The sequence below is a fragment of the Bradyrhizobium macuxiense genome (assembly GCF_007993935.1).
Taxonomy (GTDB): domain Bacteria; phylum Pseudomonadota; class Alphaproteobacteria; order Rhizobiales; family Xanthobacteraceae; genus Bradyrhizobium; species Bradyrhizobium macuxiense_A.
Map to the genome: position 1 here is coordinate 55,923 of NZ_VITY01000015.1, position 20,156 is coordinate 76,078.

The window sequence follows — 20,156 nt, forward strand, 5'->3', positions numbered from 1 at the left end:
GGCTCGGCCCTGGCCGGCGGCGGCAGCGACACCGTGACGGTGCATGCGACGGCAAGCGACACCTATGGCAACACGGTCGGGGTCAGCGACACCGACAGCGCGAGCTATGGCGCGGCGAGTCCTTCCGTTAACATTGAGAAGCTTGTCTCGGTGAACGGGGGAAGTACGTGGTACCTGATCGATGACACCGATCACGGTACCTCAGACGACATCGCCTTCCTTGAAAGCCTGGTGATTGGCGGCACTCATCCGTTCAATAGCACGAACCTGTCGGCAGGCACCCTGACCGTATCATCTGGATCCACGCTCACTTATGAGGTGGTTGTCACCGACACGTCGACGTTCAAAGAAACCGGCATCACTGTTACCGACAACACCGGCCTGGTCTTTACCGTCGGCACCACCTTGGCAGCGGGTGCCAGCGAAATCTCGGGCAAGGTCACCATCGGTGCAGCCGCCGGGGTCAACCCGGACACCGTCACGGTCACAGCGACGGCGACGGACAGTTACGGCAACTCGGCCGTTGTGACGGATAGCGACACCGCGGTTTACATGTCCCTGTTCCCGCAAATGCCAGGGCTAACTGCCGGATTCTGGGCGCAGCATCTGGATGCCTGGGATGGTGACAACGACAACACTTATGCAAACCTGGTGAAAAGCGGTGTGCTGTCGACCCCGGACGTGATCAGCGCATTGCCCACGCACGGCGTCGTACCCTACGGTACGTCACCGACAACCGACCGACCGCCTCATGTGACCGCCAATGTCGGCGTGCTGTTGGGCGACGCGAACGGGAACGGGAGCACTGACACGGGTGAATCGACGCTGTCGGTTCCCTGGCTGGCAGCGGAGGAATTGGTCAGCGGCAGCATGACCACCAGCAGTGATGCGCGGCTCATTCTCATGCAGCAGGCGGTCGCCGCACAGCTCAACATCGACAACAAGGACTCCGATCCCGGCCTGCTCAGCGCCGGAAGCGGCAATGACCTCGTAGGGACAGCCGTGAAGTGGTTGACAGGTCAGCTAGCGTTCAGTGACGGCCATACTCCCAGCGCGACCTACAACGTGGACAATGGCCCAACGAACGGCGTCCTCGACTCCGGACCAAACGCAACGTTCGAGTTCAACACCAGCAAGGCGACGCTCGATTACGGCGGAAGCCTCGACTTCATCAAGACGAGTTCTACCGACTGGAGCGCGGTCCAAATCGGCAACTACAGCAAGGACGGGTACTTTGTTGTGGCCGACCGGGCGCAAACCGCCGGCACGGTGTTGAACGGCAAGGATGTTGTAGTGACCGGCCAGGATCTGAAGAACGCGCTGGCAGCGTTCAACTCGGATCAACTGGTCACAACGACCAACGGCAGTCAAATCGGCTGGAACTCAAACGGAGTTATCAGCGACGTTCAGACCAACGATCAGGCGGGTATGTGGAAGGTACTGACCGACCACGGGATCGGGATAGCAACTTCGCAAGTGACCGTCTGATCGGTTTGTGGATCCGCGTTGGATGAGCCGCGGCGCGCGCCGTGCCGCGGCCTGCAGGGCAACGAAGTGACATGAAGCTAGATCTGTTTGCCGATGGCATTACAAACATCTCGATTGTGGCCGGTGTTGTCCGCATCGATTTCTACGTGGTGCGGCCAAAGGGGCAACCGACCAACGGCGCTACCAGCGAAACCGAGCGGGACACTCACCTTTCGGTCAATCTGCCGCTGCCGGGCTTTGTCAGCTCAATCAACATACTGCAACGCGTCCTGAACGAGTTGCTTCAGCGCGGCGTCGTCTCTGGTCGTCCACCAGAAGACCTGCCGCGGCCCGACGCCTGACAATTCGCCCGAAGGCCCGATCTCGCCATCGAACAGGATCGCAGCGCTCAATGAATGTTGATCGGACCCGCCAAGCTTCCGCCCGCCATGTGCCGCGCAGCGACCGGCCGGCACAGCCGCGGCGAGGACGGAACGCGGCGGATCCGGCGCGCCAGCTTGATGGAGCGATCGCGCTTCATCAGAGCGGTCGACTGATCGAGGCGGAACGGCGCTATCTCGAGATCCTCCGGAAACACCCGGGATATCCCGACGCGACGCATCTGCTGGGGCTCGTGCGGCATCAGCAAGGCCGTCCGCGCGAAGCGCTCGAGCTGATCGATCGGGCGCTCAAGGTCATTCCTCTTTCCGCGGCGGCACAAGGAAACCGCGGGGCAGCACTGCAAGCACTCGGACGTTTCGAGGAGGCCATCGCGAGCTATGACCGTGCCTTGTCCTTGCGCCCGGCGGACGCGCAGGTGCTCTGCAATCGCGGCCATGCAATGTTCGAGCTGCATCGATTCGGAGAGGCCCTGGCGAGCCTTGACGAGGCGCTCGCGATCAGACCCGCCGAGGTCGCGGCATGGCACAAACGTGGTGATGTGCTCATGGCGCTGGGTCGACCGCAGGAGGCGATCGCAAGCCACGCACGCGCTTTGGCAATTTGCCCCGGTCAGGTCAGTGCTCTGATTCGTCACAGCGATGCCCTGAAAGGGCTTTCGCGCTTTGACGAAGCGTTGGCAGCCCTCGATCAGATCCTGGAGCTGAAGCCGGACAGCGCGGAAGTCCTGAGCAGGCGCGGCAATCTTCTGCTGGAACTGGATCGACCTGCGGAGGCTCTCGAGTGCTACGATCGCGCGCTGGCGATTTCCCCAGACCTCCTTGAAGCCACTAACAATCGGGGCAATGCGCTTGGAGCGCTCAAGCGTTTCGAGGAGGCATTAACCGCCTATGATCGCGCGCTTGAAATTTGTCCGAACTTCGTCGGGGCGCTCAGCAATCGCGCCACTGCGCTAATGGCACTGAAGCGGCGCGAAGAGGCGCTCAAGAGCCTGGACCAGGCACTCGCAGTTCGCCCTGATTTTGCAGACGCACTCAACAACCGGGGCAATGTCTTCCACGAGATGCAACGGCACGAACAGGCGCTCGAGGCTTACGATCGGGCCATCGCTATAAAGCCCGACTTCGCAGCTGCTCTCAACAACAAAGGCAATACGCTCAGGGACCTCAAGCGGTTCGACGACGCGCTCCAGTGCTTTGACAAGGCAATCAATCTAAAGCCGGAATATGCGGAGGCCATCAGCAATCGGGGCAACGTGCTCAGGGATCTCGACCAGATCGACGAAGCGCTTCGGTGTTATCGACGAGCGCTCGAACTCAAGGCTGATTATGCCAACCCACTCAGCAATCTAGGTAACGCTCTTGTCGACCTCGGCCGGTTCGACGAGGCGACAACAAATTATGATCGAGCGATTGCTCTCGAACCGGAGAATGCCGACTACCGCCTCAACCGATCCCTGTTGCTGCTGCGGAGAGGAGCGAGCGATGGCTGGCGCGAATACGAATCGCGTCGCAGGACCAAAAACTGGATTCAACGAAACTTCACCGGACCGGAATGGACGGGCGAGTCAATAAGCGGCAAGCGTGTGCTGCTGTATGCCGAGCAGGGCCTCGGCGATACAGTTCAGTTTTCCCGGTTTGCGAGCTCCGTTGCCGGGCTTGGCGCCGACGTCATCCTCGAAGTCCAACCGCCGATAGCTGCGCTGCTGCGCCGTATCGACGGCGGTCCCTGCGTAATGCGGCAGGGGGACGCTGCTCCTGCTTACGACTTCCATCTTCCTTTGATGAGCGTGCCCTTCGTTCTGGGTCTTCCAGTCGAGCCAAGCGCCGCGTTTACGCCCTATCTTTCCGCCGACCCCGACCGTATCAGGCGCTGGGCTCCACGCCTGCCGGCCGAGGGACTACGTGTCGGCATCGCGTGGCAAGGCAATCCCAAGTCCCCGATCGAGAAGGGACGTTCCCTTCCGCTCAAGGCCTTCGCGGCTCTGAATCGTGTCCCGGGAGTAACGTTAATCAGCCTGCAGAAGGGAAGCGGAGCTGAACAGTTGGCGAGCCTCCCCACCGAAATGAGGGTCGAGACGCTGGGGCCCGGTTTCGATGTCGGGTCAGATGCGTTTCTCGACACTGCCGCAGTCATGATGAACCTCGACCTCATCGTGACCTGCGATACGGCGATCGCGCATCTCGCGGGCGCCCTCGGCCGCCCTGTGTGGATTCTGCTCAAGTCGATTCCCGACTGGCGCTGGATGTCGGATCGCGAAACCACTTCTTGGTATCCGACAGCTCGGCTCTTCCGACAGGCGCGTACCGGCGACTGGGACGAGGTCCTGTCGAGGGTTGCAGCGGAGCTAGTGCCGCTCGCGGCCGCTCCGCCAATGCGTAAGGCAGAGGGAGATTTGTGCGAGGACGCTTCGCTCGATTTGGGCTGGTTGCTCGATCGGGCGTTGACCCATCATCAGAACACACGCTTTGCCGAAGCCGAGCACCTCTATTTGCAGATACGTCAATCCGATCCTGATCATTTCGATGCCAGCCATATGCTGGGTGTGCTGCGCCACCAACAAGGTCGAAACCTCGAGGCAGTTGAGCTGATCGGTGCTGCACTAAAAAGCAATCCCGGATCGGCGCCGGCTTTGGTCAACCTTGGCGCTGCGCTGAGCGTGCTTGGAAGGCATGAGGAGGCGCTGACCAGATACGATGCGGCGCTCGCTGTCGCGCCGAATTGGGCGGAAGCACTTCTCAATCGTGGCAATGCTCTCCTCGAATTGAGACGCTTCGAGGAAGCGTTGCTCGCTTATGACAGAGCGATCGAGGCCAGGCCGAACTACCTGACGGCGCTGGACGGGCGAGGCAGGGCCCTCCTCGAATTGCGACGGCCGAATGAGGCGCTGGCCAGTTTCGATAAGATTCTCGATCTCGAACCCGGTCACCCCAATGCGCTCCATAACCGTGGCAACGCATTCGTTGCTCTTGCACAGCAGGACGAGGCGTCGGCGACCTACGAGCGGGCACTGGCAAGCTATGACGAGGTCATCGCGCGAAAGCCGGATCATGCGGAGGCGCTTTACAGCCGTGGCGCGGTTCTCCTGCAGCTAAGACGAGTTCCTGAGGCGCTGTCCAGCTTTGATCGCGCATTGGCGATCCGGTCAGACTATGCCGATGCTCTTTGTGGTCGCGGTAACGCGCTCAAGGAGCTTGATGAGCTGGAAGACGCACTGGCGAGCTACGAAGCTGCATTGGCGGTGAGGCCTGACCACGTCGAGGCGCTCTGCAACCGAGGAAATGCGCTTGCGGGATTGCGTCGCTTCGCGGAGGCTCTTGCGAGCTATGATCGGGCTATCGAGATCGACAGCGAAAATGCCGAGCTTCGTTTCAATCGAGGCTATCTGCTGTTGTTGCTCGGCCGATTTGGCGAAGGTTGGCGCGAACACGAATGGCGCCGTCGGAAAAAGACTTCTGTCGAAAGAAATTTCGTTGCCCCGGAGTGGACGGGCGATGACGTAAGAGGCAAACGCGTCTTGCTCTATAGCGAGCAAGGGATGGGTGACACTATCCAGTTCGCCCGCTTTGCCAGGACAGTGGCGCAGCTTGGCGCAAAGGTGATTCTGGAAGCACAGCCGCGGCTGGTCAGCCTCCTGCGTGGTCTCGATTGCGAGGTGAGTATTGTACCAAGAGGCGACGAGCTCCCTGAGTTCGACCGGCATCTGCCGCTCATGAGCGTGCCCTTCGTCCTTGGCGTTGACGTCGAAAGCAGGGCGGAAGCTGCTCCCTATCTTTCGGCCGATCCGGCCCGGGTCGAGCGATGGACGAACCAGTTGCCCGATGGCGGCTTCCGGGTCGGCGTCGTCTGGCAGGGTAATGCCTCGGGGCCAATTGACAAAGGACGATCGATTCCGCTGCGAGCGTTTGCGCCGCTCTGCCGCATTCCCGGGGTAAAGCTGGTCAGTCTGCAAAAGGGCGCGGGTAGAGAGCAGGTGGCCGACTTGCCCACCGGAATGATGATTGAAACTCTGGAAGCCGATTTCGACGCCGGAGATGGCGCGTTCCTTGATACCGCGGCCATCATGATGAACCTCGACCTCATCGTGACCTCCGACACCGCCGTAGCACATTTGGCGGGAGCCCTTGGCCGGCCAGTTTGGATCGTCCTGAAACACATTCCCGACTGGCGATGGATGACCGACCGCGAGGGCAGCCCTTGGTACCCCACCGCGCGCCTGTTCCGGCAAAGCCGATCGGGTGACTGGGACGAAGTCTTCGCGCGGATTGCCTTGGAACTGGCTACGCGAGCAAGCGGCAATGCTCATTCCGAACTTCTGCGAAGCGATCAACGCGACGTCTGCAAAGCCCGTGCAAGCGAGAGCCTCAGTCCCGCCTCGCAGCAGCCCCGCACCGAACCGACCTTGCCGGAGCGTCCACCTGCTGGCTTCCTGCGCTTGCTGGACAAGGCCATGGCGTTACATCAGAAAGGTAAATTTGCGGACGCCGAGCGCGTCTATCTGACCATTCTGGCATCACAACCCGATCACCTGGATGCGACCCACCTGCTCGGCCTCATTCGTCATCAGCAGGGCCGTGATCTCGAGGCGCTTGAGTTGATCGATTCAGTGCTGAAGCGAAGTCCGGACTCTGCGCCGGCTTTGACCAACCAGGGTGCTGTGCTTTACAGGTTGGGACGTCGCGCAGAGGCGGTGGCAAGCTATGACCTGGCACTCAAGCTTCGTCCCGATGACGCGAAGTCGCTCTGTAACCGTGGCATTGCCTTGCGAGAGCTCAATCGGCTCGACGAGGCTCAGGAGAGCTTCGAACGGGCAATCGCCGCCGCACCGCGCGAGTGGGAGGCCCATGTTGGGCTCGCTCACGCCCTGAAAGCAAAGGGGCGCCTCGATGAGGCTGTCGGGAGTTGGGAGCACGCAGTGGCTCTTAACCCGCATCACGAGACGCTCAACGATCTTGGCAATGCCTTAATGGCGCTCGGCCGGCTCGACGAGGCCGTGCAGAGCTATCGTCATGCACTGGCCGTGCGGCCGGACTATGCTGCAGCCTGGACAAACCTTGGCGCCGCGCTTGCCGAGCAGGGTGAGGCAGAGGCGGCGGTGGCTGCTCACCGGCGGGCGCTAGCTCAATCGCCTAGCCTTGTGGAGGCCCACGCAAACCTGGTCGTCGCTCTTAGCAAGCAAGGCGAGTTAGAGCAGGCAGTCGCCGCGGCCGAGCACGGCATTGCTTTCGCGCCGAATTTCGCCCCGCTTCACTTTGGGTTAGGTTATGCGCTCAAGGAGAAGGGAGATATCGACGCGGCCGTTGTCGCATATCGACGGGCGCTCGCGCTTCAGCCCGATTTTCCCGAGGGCCATTTCAATCTGGCCTTTGCGCTCTTGCTGAAGCAGCACGACGCTGACGGTTGGCGCGAATATGAATGGCGCTGGAAGGGCGGGGTCAAGGGAAAGGTGCCGCGACGTCTGCCGGGGGCGCAGTGGCATGGAGAGGAGCTAGCCGGCAGGACTCTCCTGCTCTACGCCGAGCAGGGTCGCGGTGATACGTTCCAATTTGTGCGCTTTGTTCCGCATCTAACCGCACGTGGGGCTCGTGTCCTATTCGAGGCACCGCGATCGCTGGTCGCGTTGCTGCAATGCTCTAACGTCCTCGCGGACTCCGTATACGCCACGGGCGAGCCGTTACCGCATTATGACTTTCACTTGCCGCTCCTTAGCGTGCCGGCGGTTTTGGGGATGAGCGAGGGAACCATACCCGCCAACGCTCCCTATCTTGCCGCCGATCCGGCGCGCGCCAAGGCATGGAAAGCACGGCTGGGCGATAATGGATTCAAGATCGGCGTAGCCTGGCAGGGCGAGCCAAACGCAAAAGTCGATACTGGGCGCTCGTTTCCGCTCCGCGCCTTCGCGCCGGTCGCGACGTTGCCTGGCGTTCGGCTGATTAGTCTCCAGAAGCACCATGGTCTCGAGCAAATCGACGCCTTGCCGGACAGTTTCCGGATAGAGACGCTAGAACCCGATTTTGACGCAGGAGCGGACGCCTTTCTCGATACCGCCGCGGTCATGATGAATCTCGATCTCATCATCACCTCGGACACGGCCGTGGCCCACCTGGCCGGTGCACTCGGGCGTCCAGTCTGGATCGTTCTCAAGAAGGTCCCGGATTGGCGCTGGCTGCTCGATCGTGACGATTCGCCTTGGTATCCGACGGCCCGCTTGTTTCGGCAAACCCGCGCCGGCGACTGGGACGAGGTCTTCGAGCGGCTCGCCGGCGAGCTGGCGCGGCTCAACCCGGAAGCGGTTCCTCGCACCAGCGCCTCTGCGGTTGTGACGATTCCGGTGCCGATCGGTGAATTGGTCGACAAGATAACAATCTTGCGAATCAAGACCGAGCGTATCGCCGATCGAAACAAGCTCGCCAATGTCGAGAGGGAGCTAGTGTTGCTGGATGAAGTACGGCGACGTTGCGCACCCGCGAAAGACCGCATGGCGGCGCTAGAGAGCGAGCTTGAAACGATCAACCGGGAGCTCTGGGATATCGAAGACCGTATCCGCGACTGTGAGCACCATTCCGACTTCGGCGTAGAATTCGTCACGCTTGCTCGCGCAGTCTACACGACGAATGATCGACGAAGTGCAGTGAAACGACAGATCAGTGAGCTGGCAGGCTCGACCTTGATCGAAGAGAAGTCGTACCACTAACGAACGGTCCCAGGCTTGCAGCCTCGGCGTCGGGCAGAGCAGGGTGGCGACGAAAGGCTCGCTTGGGCCGCTTGGTCAGTTTTTCTCGCGGCTGTTTGGTGAGCTCGGCGGGATTTCAGAAGTCGGGATCGTCGATATTTGCGTTCTTGGCGATGATCGTCTCGATAGGACCGCGCACGCGGTTGCCTGATAATCAATGCCAGCTCGCAACGCACTCGTGGCTTTCGACCGTAGCTTGCGATGTTACCAAGAGCGACTGAGGGAAGAAATCTAGCATTTGCAATGGTTTCTTGGATCGCGTTCGGAGGATGGACGAGCCGCGATCAATTGAGCGCTCGACATCAATTGCCCATTCCTCCGCGTCACGCCGTCGGACGAAGGTGTTCGCGACGTACTCGCTTTTCCTCCTGACCTGAACGCGCCAGCTTCCCGACTTTAGCTTTGTAAAGGTCGGCATCGCGTGTGCACTCCGCTCCTTTTTCGTGTGCGCTACGTGTGCACCGCGAGATCAAATGCGGTACAAACGTGTGCAATTTGGGCTAGTTTGAGTGCACACGTGTGCACCTGGTTCACGTTCTAGTCCATTGAAAGCATGGGGTAAGTAGTTGGAATATCAAGATTATCGCTTTTCCGTGGCCCCTATGATGGACTGGACTGCCCCACGCTAGCTAACGGTGGCCGTCGCTGGATAGAGTTTGACGGACAGCCAGGAACCCACCCGCCATAGTAAGGCTTCCCGCGCACGCAGACTGGCCGAACAACGGCCGGCAGCAGGCTGCGCAACAACTATGCTAGCCGGAGCCTTCACGGGGCGGTTTCGGCCCGTTCGCCCGCCATAAGCAGGTGGGCTCCGTCAGATCTTGGCCCGCGCTCGCTCGCGTCGCGGTTTCTGAGGCTCAGGCCTGATCGCCGGAGGTTGCTGCCAGGTTCTACCGATGGTCGGCGTTGAGTTGCCAAGTCCGCCGATGATGGCAGGCGCACACCATCACAACGACAGTCGCTATTTTGGATCGCGAGGGTGTGCGACCCTTGGCCAGATAGCCTCGGAAATTGGGTTCAATTTGCCGGATTCGCGACCCTTAAGCCGCTGACTTTGTTAGGGAAGGGGACGCCTGTAAATCAGCCGCCTCATGGCTTCGCAGGTTCGAGTCCTGCCTCCCCCACCACGCTTCGCCCTGACGGGCTACGCGTGGCGCAGCCCGTCAGGGCGAAGCGTGTCCGGCGTAGCTTGAGCGCAGCGAAAGCGAAGACGGACTGGCCGCACAATCCGAACTCGCAAACTACGGCTAGGCAGGCCAGCAAAGCTCCATCGTAGCGAAGTGAGCGAAGGCTGCCACGCCGAAGCCCGGAGGGCGAAGGCGGGCCGTGTCCGCAAAATCCGCTCGCTTCGCCCCCGTAATCGCTCTGATTGTCCCGACACGCCCCGCGGTGGTAAGCATCCATCGAACGGGTTGGAGTTCAGAAATCGGGCAGGGCGATGCGGCCGGAGCTACGGGCATTGACTGGCTTGCGCGGAGTGGCGGCGATGGCCGTCGCGTTTGCTCACTTTCAGCTATTTTATCCCGGCTACGCCAACGCCCCCTTCATGTGGGGCAACGCCGTCGACCTGTTTTTCGTTCTCAGCGGCTTTACGCTGTCCTACGTCTATCGCCGCGAGGACTTCCAGTTCTCCGGCTTTTTGACGGCTCGCATCGCGAGGATCTATCCGCTCTACTTTCTAACCACGGTCATCGCCGGCGCGGCCATTATTGTGCCGCTACAGTTCAATCCAACGACCTACCCGCTCAAAGAAGCGCTATCGGACCTCACGCTTCAGGCCTTGATGCTGAACGCGTGGCCCTTCGGATCCGACGTTCATTGGAACGTGACGGCGTGGTCGATATCCTCCGAATGGTTCTGTTACCTCGTACTGTTCCCGCTGTTGCTCTACCAGAAGGTGGCAAGGTCGGCAGCAATGAGGCTGCTCTGCATCGTCGTGCTGTCGGCGACGTCATACTCGATCTTCGTGCGCTATTACGATGGCGACCTCGGCACGGCCCAGATCTACCATGCGAAAAGCGAATGGAGCTATTGGGTCCCTCTTCTCCGGGGGGTCTTCGGCTTCACGGCTGGCTGGGTCGTCTTCGCGTGCTACGAACGCCGCGACGGGCTCTACACCTTCTGCACACGGGCTTCGGCGTTGATTTGGTCGACCTTGATCGTCGGCGTTGTCCTGGCATACCGCGATCTCCTCAATCCGCAGGCGCTGGTGTTCATCCATCCATTCGTCGTCCTGGCCGCGACCGACCAGGGATCGGCCACGTCGCGCCTGCTGGGATCAAGGCCGCTGCATTTTCTGGGCGTGATTTCGTACTCGATCTATATGACGCATTACATCCTCTTCGTGGGATACCTTGCCGCGTACGGTGTGCCCAGTACCTGGTCGGCCCAGACCTATGTCCTGTTGGCCTGTACAACCCTTGCCGTCTTCGCAGGCAGTTACTTCTTCTTCGAGCGGCCAGCGCGCGATGTCATCCGGAGCCTGCAACACTTGCGCCCGGCGCAGACCAGCGCGTGACAGGCAGACCTTTCTGTTGCGGCGGACTGCTGGGTCCACTCCACCTAAAGTTTAACCGCACACCACGATCGCGCTGATTGTGTATGCGCTACCAGAAGTGGTAAGCACTCGCCCCTACGCGGGAAAACCCGCGAGGCAAGGGCGCGGGAATGCGGCAGGAGCTACGGGCGTTAACCGGGCTGCGAGGGGCGGCCGCTATGGCCGTTGCTCTCGCTCATTTCAACAATGCTTTTCCAGCCAATGCCGGCGCCGCGTTCATGTGGCACAACGCCGTCGACCTGTTCTTTTGCCTCAGCGGATTCACGCTGTCCTATGTCTACAGCCGCGAGACGTTCCGCTTTTCAGACTATCTGACGGCGCGCATTGCCCGAGTCTATCCGCTCTATGTGGTCTGCCTGATCTCCGCCGGCGCGCTCTACGTGTGGCCGTACCTGGTCGATCCGGTCACTTATCCCGCCGACCGCGCTGCCCTGGACTTCGTGTTGCAGCTCGCCATGCTGAATGCGTGGCCGGTGATCGGTACCGGCATGCACTGGGACGCGCCGGCCTGGTCGCTCTCGGCCGAGTGGTTTTGCTATGTCGTGCTGTTCCCGTTGCTGCTGTTCCGGAACGCACCGTCCACGGTTGCCACCAGGTTTCTCGGCATCGTGCTTTGCTCCGCCGTCGGCTTTTGGCTGTTCGCTCGCTACTATTTTGAGGGCAGCATCGGCCTGAGCGTCCCGGAAAGTCAGTTGAGCTACTGGGTCCCGGTGGTGCGGGCAACCTGCGGATTCGTGTCGGGCTGGCTGGCCTTCGCGAGCTTCCAGCGCCGGGACGGGCTTCATGCCGCGTGCACGCGATTTTCCGGCGTGATCTGGTGCGGCGTCGGGCTCATTGTGCTGCTGGCCTATTGCGGGCTGATCAATCCGCAGATGCCGGTGTTCCTGTGGCCGTTCGTGGTGCTCGCTGGGACCGGCGAGGATTCGCTCAGTTCACGGTTGCTTGGATCGAAGCCGATGCACTTCCTCGGCGTGATTTCCTACTCGATCTACATGACGCATTTCATCATCCTGATCAGTTTCATGACGAGGTTCGGGCCGCTCGACATCTGGTCCCCGGCGATTTTCGGCCTGCTGGTCGGAACGACCGTCGTCGTGTCGATCGGTACGCATTTCGTGCTTGAGGTGCCGGCGCGCGATGCGATCCGCGGCCTTCGGCGCTTGCGTCGAGCTCCGGCAAGCACGTGAAATGGCTCCATCATGCAAGGCCGCGCGGTGACATGATATCACGCGATCGTCGGTCAGCATGAGGCTGCGGCGTCTGGTCAAGATGCCCAGGACTGGCAACAATCCATGGTTGGGCGCCATCCGATGCTCACGCCCGCAGCGCGCGCCGGAGCAATCCGGCGAAGTCCTGCGCCACCTGGGAGGGCGCTTCGTGCGTGGGGGAGAGGATGGCAATCTGGTATTGGATCCTCGGTTTGAACGGGCGAACGACGAGGCCCTCGGTGAACGGCTTGCTCACCACCGGATCGACAATCCCGACGCCACGGCCCTCAGTGACGAGCTGGCAGGCGGTCGAGAAGAATTCCGTCTCTGCGACCACGTTCCAGCGCGCGCCATATTCGGAGAAGGCCGACGCCAGCTGCTGGTAGATCGGGTCGCCGCGAAACAGCGTCACGAACGGAACGCTGTCGAGGTCATCAGGGGTGATCTGCTTCAGCTTCGCAAGCGGGTGCGCACGCGGCAGCATGCACATGCAGTCATATGAGAACACCTCCATGTGCGAGGTCGGATAATCGAGCGGCAGTTCTGCGACCGCGAGATCAAATTGCTGCGTCGAGATCAACTCGCGGACGGTCGCGGAATTCCGCGTGATGATCTTGATCTGCAGCTCGGGCTTATTCTCAGCGAATTGCGACAGCAGCCGCGGCAACAGGTTGATCGAGATGCTCGGATAGGCGGCGATCGCGAGGTGACCGCGCCGGCCGGACCTGATCTCGGCGGCGACGCGGGAGGCGTTCTCGGCAGCCTCGAGCGCGCGCGCCGCCTCGACATAGAACAGCTTTGCTTCCGGGGTCGGTTGCAGGCGGCCGCCGCGCCGCACGAACAGGTTAAGGCCGGTCTCGTGCTCGAGGCCTGCGATCATCGTGCTGATCCCGGGCTGCGACATGCCGAGCAGTTCGGCCGCTCTCGTCATGGTGCCGTGGAGCATCAGGGCGCGGAAGCATTCAAGCTGTCTGAGGCGCATGGGACGACTATACGAATACGTTATAATGGACACAATTAATATTATTAGAATTACACGAGCGGCGGTGCTCCAATGGCGCGACAGAGCCTTGAGGAGACATCACGTGACCGCTGCAACCGCCGATCTTACCCGCGCCCGCCTGATCCCAGCCCGCAACGGTGTGGCGGCGCGCCTGAAAGCGGGAGAGACCGTCACCGTGGTCAACACCCACGGCAAGCAGGTGGTCGACACCTGGGCCTTCAATGCCGGCGACACCGGCGAGTTCATGTCGATGGAGCACAGCCGCGCATCGATGCTGCGGCTCATTCCCCGCGTCGGCGATACGCTGACGACCAACCGGCGTCGCGCGATCCTCACTTTCGTCGCCGACACGACGCCGGGAATCCACGACACGCTGATCGCGGCCTGCGACATTCACCGCTATCGCCAGCTCGGCACCGCCGGCTATCACGACAATTGCACGCAGAATCTGGCGCACGCGCTGGAGGCGGTCGGCCTGTCGGCCGCGGTGACGCCGGCGCCGCTGAACCTGTTCATGAACGTGCCCGTCACCGACGATGGAGAATTGGACTTCAAGTCACCGGTCAGCGAGGCCGGGCAGTATGTGGCGCTGCGTGCCGAAATGGATTTGGTCATCGTGTTCTCGGCCTGTCCGCAGGACATGGTGCCGGTGAACGACATGCGGCCGACCGACGCGCATTTTCTCATCGCCTGACGCGGCCGCGTGGAGAACCGATCATGCGCAAATTGCCGCCGCTCAATGCCGTCCGCGCGTTCGAAGCCGCGGCGCGCCACGAAAGCTTCACCGCCGCCGCCAACGAACTCTGCGTCACGGTGACGGCGATCAGCCACCAGGTCCGGCAGCTCGAAGCGATCCTCGGACACAAGCTGTTCGAGCGCTCCGGCCGCGCTGTCGTGCTGACCGCGGAGGGGCATGCGCTGTTCCCCATGCTGCGCGACGGCTTCGACCGCATGGCCAGCGCCTTTGCCGCGATCCGGCCACCGGCCGACGGCGATGCGATCACGGTATCGACCACGCGCGCCTTCGCCGAACGCTGGCTGATGCCGCGGCTCGCGCGCTTCAACGCCGCGTTTCCTCACCTCGTGGTCCACATCGATGCGACCGAAGAGGTGTGGGCGCCGGGCACCGAGGGCGTCGATCTGGCGATTCGCTACGGACGCGTCGACCGCGCCGGCGAGCCGTCGGTGCTGTTCAGCGATCGCTACATTGCGGTTGCGGCAAGCGCGATCTGTCCGCCCGGTGCCCGTCCAGCCATCGACGACATCCGTTCGCGCTCGCTGCTGGCGTTCCGCTGGAAGAACGCCGCACTGGATTCGCCGGCGTGGTCGGCCTGGCTCGCGGGGGCCGATCATGATCCCGGCCGGGACTTCCGCATCTCCTGGTACAGCGAGGAGCCGCTGGCGTTGCATGCCGCCGAGCGCGGGCTCGGACCTTTGTTGTGCAGCGACGCGCTGGTCGACGAGCAATTGCGCGAGGGCACGCTGCGCCGGCTCGACGGACCCGCGCTCGCGGGCTTCGCCTATCGCCTGGTGGATGCCCCTGGCGCTCGCCGGCGCAAATCAGTGACGGCATTCATCGATTGGCTGCGCGGGGAGGCCGCCGCATTTCGGGCGGCTCCCGGCCAGGTCATGACACGGGCTGCGTGAAATAGGGCAGGGTCTCGACGCGGACCTGGTAGGTGCCTGCCTTGACCAGGCCGTCGAGATGCGCGGCGATCTCCTCGAGCGACGCGAACCACACCTTGCGCTCGGCCACGATCCGCTCGAGCCAGCGCTCCACCACGCGCCAGCGGGCAAGCCGGCCGGTCAGGAACGGGTGCCAGATCCCCATCCAGAATCCGCCGGCCTCATAGGCTGCCTCGAACTCCTCGAAGGAGGCGGCAAGGCCCTCGCTCGGCGATTTGACCGGCATCATGTAGCCGATCTCCGCGTAATGGGCGAAAGGCGGCCAATCGTCCGATCCCCAATGCGGCGGCATCTCGTAGAGCGATCCGCGCGCGGTGCGCATCTGGTACGGGATGTCGTCGGCCATCAGCGACGAATCGTAGACAAAGCCATGCTCGATCAGGAGATCGATCGTGGTCTGGTTGGCATTGTAGACCGGCGCGCGGTAGCCGCGCGGCTTGCGTCCGGTCATCGCCACATGAATGGCCAGCGCGCGTTCGAAGGCTTCGCGCTGCTGTGCCGAGGAAATCTCCGTCGGATCCTCGTGGATAAAGCCGTGATGGCCGATCTCGTGGCCCGCTTTCAGGATCGCTTCCACCGCCTCGGGATAGCGCTGCATGGTCCAGGCCGGCATGAAGAACGACTGCTTGAGGCCGAGGCGGCGATAGGTCTCCAGGATGCGCGGCACGCCGACGGTCGGTCCGTATCGTCCCATCGTGATCGGATAGAGCCGATCGAACGAATCCTTCGGCCGCGCGATGTGAATCAGGCTGTCGGCGTCGACATCGAACGTGATCGCACAGTCACAGCGCGCGCCGTTCGGCCAGGGGATGGGATTGCGTATCATCGAATCATCCTCGTGCAGCCGTCAGGCCGGGGCGCATCATTCCGCTGCGATATTAGCAGGCCCATCGATTCCGAGACACTGCCGGACCAGCACCGGGATTGCGGCAAAGGCGTCGGCGAGCGATCGCCGGTAGCGTTCATCGTTGAACTCCTGGTAGTCGACCGCGATCAGATGGCTCTCCTGCACCCCGAGATAGTGGGCGCAGGTGAAGATATGGGTTTCCAGATGGTTCATGGTCTCCCGCAACCCGCCGGGGCCGAAGCCGAATTCGCCGCGCGAGCTCAGCACCACCAGCGTCTTGCCGCGCATGATCGGCTCGAGCGGAAAGTCGCCGCGTGCGAGATCGAAGCTGAAGGTCTTATCGATCCGGATCACCTTGTCGAACCATGACTTCAGCGCCGCCGGCATGCCGTAATTGTGCATCGGCGCCCCGATCACGATCACATTGGCGCGGTCGAGCTCGCCGATCAACTCGTCGGAAAGACGAAGCTCGTCGTGCTGCTCTGCCGTGCGGTCGCCGGGCGCCGTGAAAGCCGCGGCGATCCACGCTTCCGTGACGATGGGTGGTGGATTGCGGCCGACGTCGCGCGAGATGATCGTGGCGCCGGGCTCGTGCGTGAGCCAGTGCTCGACAAACGACTTCGAAAGCTTCCGGCTGACCGAACGGTCGCCGCGCGGGCTGGCATCGATATGCAGAAGTGTCGTCATCCCTGGCCTCGGCTGATATGGGGTAATGCGTCGGCTCCACAATGACCGAGCGCCCTGGGCGGCGCGATTGACGAATCCGGCAGGTGAGTTGAGAAAATCTCAACAGTGAAGCGGCGCGCCGTTGTGGCGCGGTGTGCGGGCTTCGTCGCAGCCCGATTTGTCCATGTCCGCAATGCAAACTTCACTCTCGATAGGGTCTCAACCCGGCTTGAGGAATCCTCATTATCGTCTCATCGCCGCCTGCTGCTCAGATGCCCCATCCCGGCCCAAGCCAATGCGCCGGACAAACGGGGGAAACATGTTGCTCAAGCAGACACAGCTTCCGGCGCAGGATGAAGCCGGCTTCGATGCCCACGGAATTGAGCCGGTGCCGGCGGCGCACCGCACCTCGTCTTCATCAGATCAGTTCTGGATCTGGACCGGCGCGAACATTGCGCCGATCAACTGGGTGCTGGGCGCGCTCGGCATCCAGCTCGGCCTCAGCCTGCTGCAAACGCTCGCCGTCATCGTCGTCGGCAATCTGTTCGGCGCGGCGCTGTTTGCCGCCTTCTGCCTGATGGGACACCGCACCGGCGTGCCGCAGATGGTGCTGGGCCGGCTGGCGTTCGGCCGGCGCGGCGCCTATCTGCCGGCACTGGCGCAAGTGCTGATGCCGATGGGATGGGTCGCGATCAACACCTGGATCGTGCTCGACCTCTGCATGGCCGCGCTCGAGCGGATGGGAATCGGCGGCGGCGTCGAGCTCAAATACGCGATCGCGGTGCTGGTGATGCTGGTCCAGGTCGGCATCGCGGCCTGGGGCTTCAACGCCATCAAGGTGTTCGAACGCTACACCATGCCGGTCATTCTGCTGATCATGGCCGTCATGACCGCGCTCGCGTTCCTGCGCGTCGACATCAAATGGCAGGCCGCCGGTGTGACCGGCATGCCGGCCTTCGCCGCGGCAACGCAACTGATGACCGCGATCGGGATCGGCTGGGGCATTTCGTGGCTCACCTATGCCTCCGACTATACGCGCTTCACCAGGCCATCGCTCGGCGCCGCCAAGGTGTTCCGGGCGACATTCCTCGGCATGTTCGCCCCGACGGTCTGGCTCGCCTTCCTCGGCGCTGCGATCGCGTCCGCCGGCGCCGGCTCCGACCCGTCGAAGCTGATCATCGCGGCATTTGGCACCATGGCGCTGCCAGTGCTGCTGGTGCTGCTCCATGGCCCGATCGCGACCAACATCGTCGTGATCTATTCAGCGGCGCTGTCGTCGCTCGCGCTCGATCTGCGGCGGCCGCGCTGGGTGATCTCGGTGGTGTCCGGTCTGATCGCCTCCGCGATCCTCTACGCTTTCCTGCAATCGGGCGATTTCGCCCATGCCTTCGACAATTTCATGGTCGCCCTGATCGTCTGGATCAGCCCATGGGCCGGGGTCACGCTCGCCGATTTCTACCTCGTGCGACGCGGCCGGATCGACGTCGCGTCGCTCTACGACGAGCCGGGTCAGGGTCGCGACTTCAACTGGGCGGGGCTGATCGCCTTTGCTGCCGGCTTCGTCGCGGCATGGGCGTTCCAGATGGGCACGATCAGGGCGATGCAAGGTCCGCTGGCGCTCGCGACCGGCGGGGTGGACCTGTCGTGGCTTACCGGGATCGGCGTGGCAGCGGTGAGCTATCTGGCGCTGCATCGGCTCTTTGGACGTCCGCTGGCGCGGAGCGGCGCGTTGCCGGCCGCTGAGGCGGCATCGATCGAGCCCGCGCCGACATCGACCTGACGGGGCACGCGTTGCGTCTGTTCACTCCATCCGCGCGAACAGCTCCACCAGCGTCTCGCGCAGCCAGCGCTGCGCGGGCACGGTGTCGTTGCGCTGGTGCCAGAACAGGCTGACGATGCGCGGCGGTGCCGGCAGCCGCACCGCCATCGCTTGCAGATGGGGTGCGCGGCGGGACTGCGCGTTGAGGTGCGGAAACTCCCAAAAACTATCTTTTGAATGAGGTGAGTATTCAGCCACAGCCGGTCAAGACATGGCACTTCGACACTTATAGCTCCAGAAGCTGGGCTTTCCGAGAGACTTAAGAATGCCGTCCTTCACTAAGACTGTTCCGTCACTCAATATGGATTCGATAACGCGAATTCTGACAATTTCATTAGTCTTGGGATCGCTCTCTTTAATCATCACGGCTTCGTGGATCACGTTATTCGTCTTACCCCAGTTCGGATCAGCATTGCGGACTCGTATTTTCAGCTTTGATGGCGAAATCAGTTGTGCGCTTTCCACAATGGTAAGGCGGATCGGAAATCCCGCGCCGTAGTCGATTTCGCGCACTGCAAGCCCGTCGGTTCCTTTGACGAAGATCGTGTGAAAGCTTTTCGGCGTCGCGGGTTGATCGCACGAAGTGGCCCACGTCCCCCTTAATCCAAAGCGTTCTAGAATTTCCCAAGCAGTTTCGGTTGCCCACACAGAGGGTGCATACAAAACAGATACTATAACTGCCGCAAAGGCTACGCTCTGCTCTCTATATTTTCCGCTTTCGCGGGTGGGAGGCGAAATCAGTGTTCGCGCCGCGACGTGCATCGTTCACCAATAATGGATGTAGCTGCCTCTCTCATATCAGGCTTGGCCTGCGATGTCGCTTACGGCTGGACAAGCCCCTCACTCCATCCGCGCGAACAGCTCCACCAGCGTCTCGCGCAGCCAGCGCTGCGCGGGCACGGTGTCGTTGCGCTGGTGCCAGAACAGGCTGACGATGCGCGGCGGCGCCGGCAGCGGCACCGGCACGGCATGGAGATGGGGCGCCTGGCGGGACTGCGCGCTGAGGTCGCGCGGCAGCACCGCGATCAGGTCGGACTGGCGGACGATCTCGTAGGCGGCGTTGTAGTGATTGACGATGGCGACGAGGTTGCGCGACAGCCCGCGCGAGGCGAGGAACTGGTCGTAGGTCGGCGCCGTCCGGCCCGCCAGGCTCACATCGACATGCTTGGCGTTGAGGAAGCTGCGCACGTTCAGCCGGCTCCGGTTCGCAAGCGGATGATCCCGCCGCATGAAGCAGGCATAGTCGACGGTCCACAGCGAACGCGAACGGATCAGTCCCGGATGCTGGGCCTCGTTGACATAGACGCTCAGCACGCAGTCGACCCGGTTGTCCTCGAGCTGGTCGGCGATCCCGATGATGGTGTTCGGCGCGGTACGCAGCCGCGCGGTCGGCGCCATCTCGGCAAAGCGGTTCACCAGCCGCGGCATCACCAGCGACGCCACGTAGTCCGACATCGACAGGCTGAACTCGGTCTGCGCACTGCGTGAATCGAACACCTTCTCGTCGAGCGCGCCGCGGATGCTTTCCAGGGCGCCGCCGATCGGATCCCACAGCGCCACGGCCCGCTGGGTCGGGCGGATTCCGGTGCCGGATCTGACGAACAGGGGATCGCCGAGCGCGTCGCGCAGCCGCGCGAGCGCGTTGCTGACCGCGGGCTGGGTCATCGTCAGCGCGCTCGCTGCGCGGGTGACGCTGCCCTCGGTCATCAGGGCCTCGAAGACTTTGAGCAGGTTGAGGTCGAGCGTGCGGAAGGACAGGGACAATATTCAC

General features: G+C 62.3%; 14 protein-coding genes and 1 pseudogene. 9 read left to right on the plus strand and 6 right to left on the minus strand.

Annotated features, from left to right (window positions below; all coding sequences use genetic code 11):
- From FBZ93_RS40850 to FBZ93_RS32170, 6 genes are all read left to right on the plus strand, one after another.
- Positions 1-1,488 (plus strand): hypothetical protein (locus tag FBZ93_RS40850; RefSeq protein ID WP_167529313.1); only part of this gene is annotated, 1,488 nt, incomplete at its 5' end.
- A 71-nt stretch (positions 1,489-1,559) separates the two neighbouring features.
- Positions 1,560-1,829: a hypothetical protein gene (locus FBZ93_RS32145; protein ID WP_146991437.1), complete on the plus strand. Its 270-nt coding sequence runs from the start codon at positions 1,560-1,562 to the stop codon at positions 1,827-1,829.
- 50 nt (positions 1,830-1,879) lie between these two features.
- The gene (locus tag FBZ93_RS32150) at positions 1,880-8,560 is read left to right on the plus strand and encodes a tetratricopeptide repeat protein (RefSeq protein ID WP_146991438.1); all 6,681 of its coding nucleotides are present in this window, start codon (positions 1,880-1,882) and stop codon (positions 8,558-8,560) included.
- 43 nt (positions 8,561-8,603) lie between these two features.
- Complete coding sequence (locus FBZ93_RS40855) at positions 8,604-8,750, plus strand: hypothetical protein (RefSeq protein WP_167529314.1); 147 nt, start codon at positions 8,604-8,606, stop codon at positions 8,748-8,750.
- A gap of 1,287 nt (positions 8,751-10,037) precedes the next feature.
- A complete protein-coding gene (locus FBZ93_RS32165; RefSeq protein WP_146991439.1) occupies positions 10,038-11,117 on the plus strand; it encodes an acyltransferase family protein in 1,080 nt (359 codons plus the stop codon).
- Positions 11,118-11,266: 149 nt separating this feature from the next.
- Positions 11,267-12,343, plus strand: a complete 1,077-nt coding sequence (locus FBZ93_RS32170; RefSeq protein ID WP_146991440.1) for an acyltransferase family protein — start codon at positions 11,267-11,269, stop codon at positions 12,341-12,343.
- A 127-nt stretch (positions 12,344-12,470) separates the two neighbouring features.
- Here FBZ93_RS32170 and FBZ93_RS32175 read toward each other — a convergent pair whose 3' ends face one another.
- Positions 12,471-13,346 (minus strand): LysR family transcriptional regulator, encoded by an 876-nt coding sequence (locus FBZ93_RS32175; protein ID WP_146991441.1) that lies wholly within the window; start codon positions 13,344-13,346, stop codon positions 12,471-12,473.
- A gap of 103 nt (positions 13,347-13,449) precedes the next feature.
- On the opposite strand from FBZ93_RS32175, the gene FBZ93_RS32180 reads away from it, so the two are divergent.
- Together FBZ93_RS32180 and FBZ93_RS32185 are read left to right on the plus strand one after the other, a co-directional pair.
- Positions 13,450-14,061 (plus strand): DUF1989 domain-containing protein, encoded by a 612-nt coding sequence (locus tag FBZ93_RS32180; protein WP_146991442.1) that lies wholly within the window; start codon positions 13,450-13,452, stop codon positions 14,059-14,061.
- A gap of 23 nt (positions 14,062-14,084) precedes the next feature.
- Complete coding sequence (locus FBZ93_RS32185) at positions 14,085-15,014, plus strand: LysR substrate-binding domain-containing protein (protein ID WP_146991443.1); 930 nt, start codon at positions 14,085-14,087, stop codon at positions 15,012-15,014.
- Here the strand turns inward: FBZ93_RS32185 and FBZ93_RS32190 are convergent.
- Complete coding sequence (locus FBZ93_RS32190; RefSeq protein ID WP_146991444.1) at positions 14,995-15,879, minus strand: polysaccharide deacetylase family protein; 885 nt, start codon at positions 15,877-15,879, stop codon at positions 14,995-14,997. The genes FBZ93_RS32185 and FBZ93_RS32190 overlap by 20 nt on opposite strands.
- Positions 15,880-15,915: 36 nt before the next feature.
- The gene (locus FBZ93_RS32195; RefSeq protein ID WP_146991445.1) at positions 15,916-16,587 is read right to left on the minus strand and encodes an FMN-dependent NADH-azoreductase; all 672 of its coding nucleotides are present in this window, start codon (positions 16,585-16,587) and stop codon (positions 15,916-15,918) included.
- Between the two features lie 298 nt (positions 16,588-16,885).
- Between FBZ93_RS32195 and FBZ93_RS32200 the strand changes: the two genes are divergently transcribed.
- Complete coding sequence (locus tag FBZ93_RS32200) at positions 16,886-18,346, plus strand: purine-cytosine permease family protein (RefSeq protein WP_146991446.1); 1,461 nt, start codon at positions 16,886-16,888, stop codon at positions 18,344-18,346.
- A 21-nt stretch (positions 18,347-18,367) separates the two neighbouring features.
- On the opposite strand, the pseudogene FBZ93_RS32205 reads toward FBZ93_RS32200, so the two are convergent.
- The 3 genes and pseudogenes from FBZ93_RS32205 to FBZ93_RS32215 form a co-directional block, all read right to left on the minus strand.
- A pseudogene (locus tag FBZ93_RS32205) lies at positions 18,368-18,532 on the minus strand (LysR family transcriptional regulator); the annotation flags it as partial.
- A gap of 57 nt (positions 18,533-18,589) precedes the next feature.
- On the minus strand, positions 18,590-19,147 hold the full coding sequence (locus tag FBZ93_RS32210; RefSeq protein WP_146991447.1) for a hypothetical protein: 558 nt from the start codon (positions 19,145-19,147) through the stop codon (positions 18,590-18,592).
- Positions 19,148-19,225: 78 nt separating this feature from the next.
- Complete coding sequence (locus tag FBZ93_RS32215; RefSeq protein ID WP_146991448.1) at positions 19,226-20,149, minus strand: LysR family transcriptional regulator; 924 nt, start codon at positions 20,147-20,149, stop codon at positions 19,226-19,228.
- Positions 20,150-20,156 lie beyond the last annotated feature (7 nt).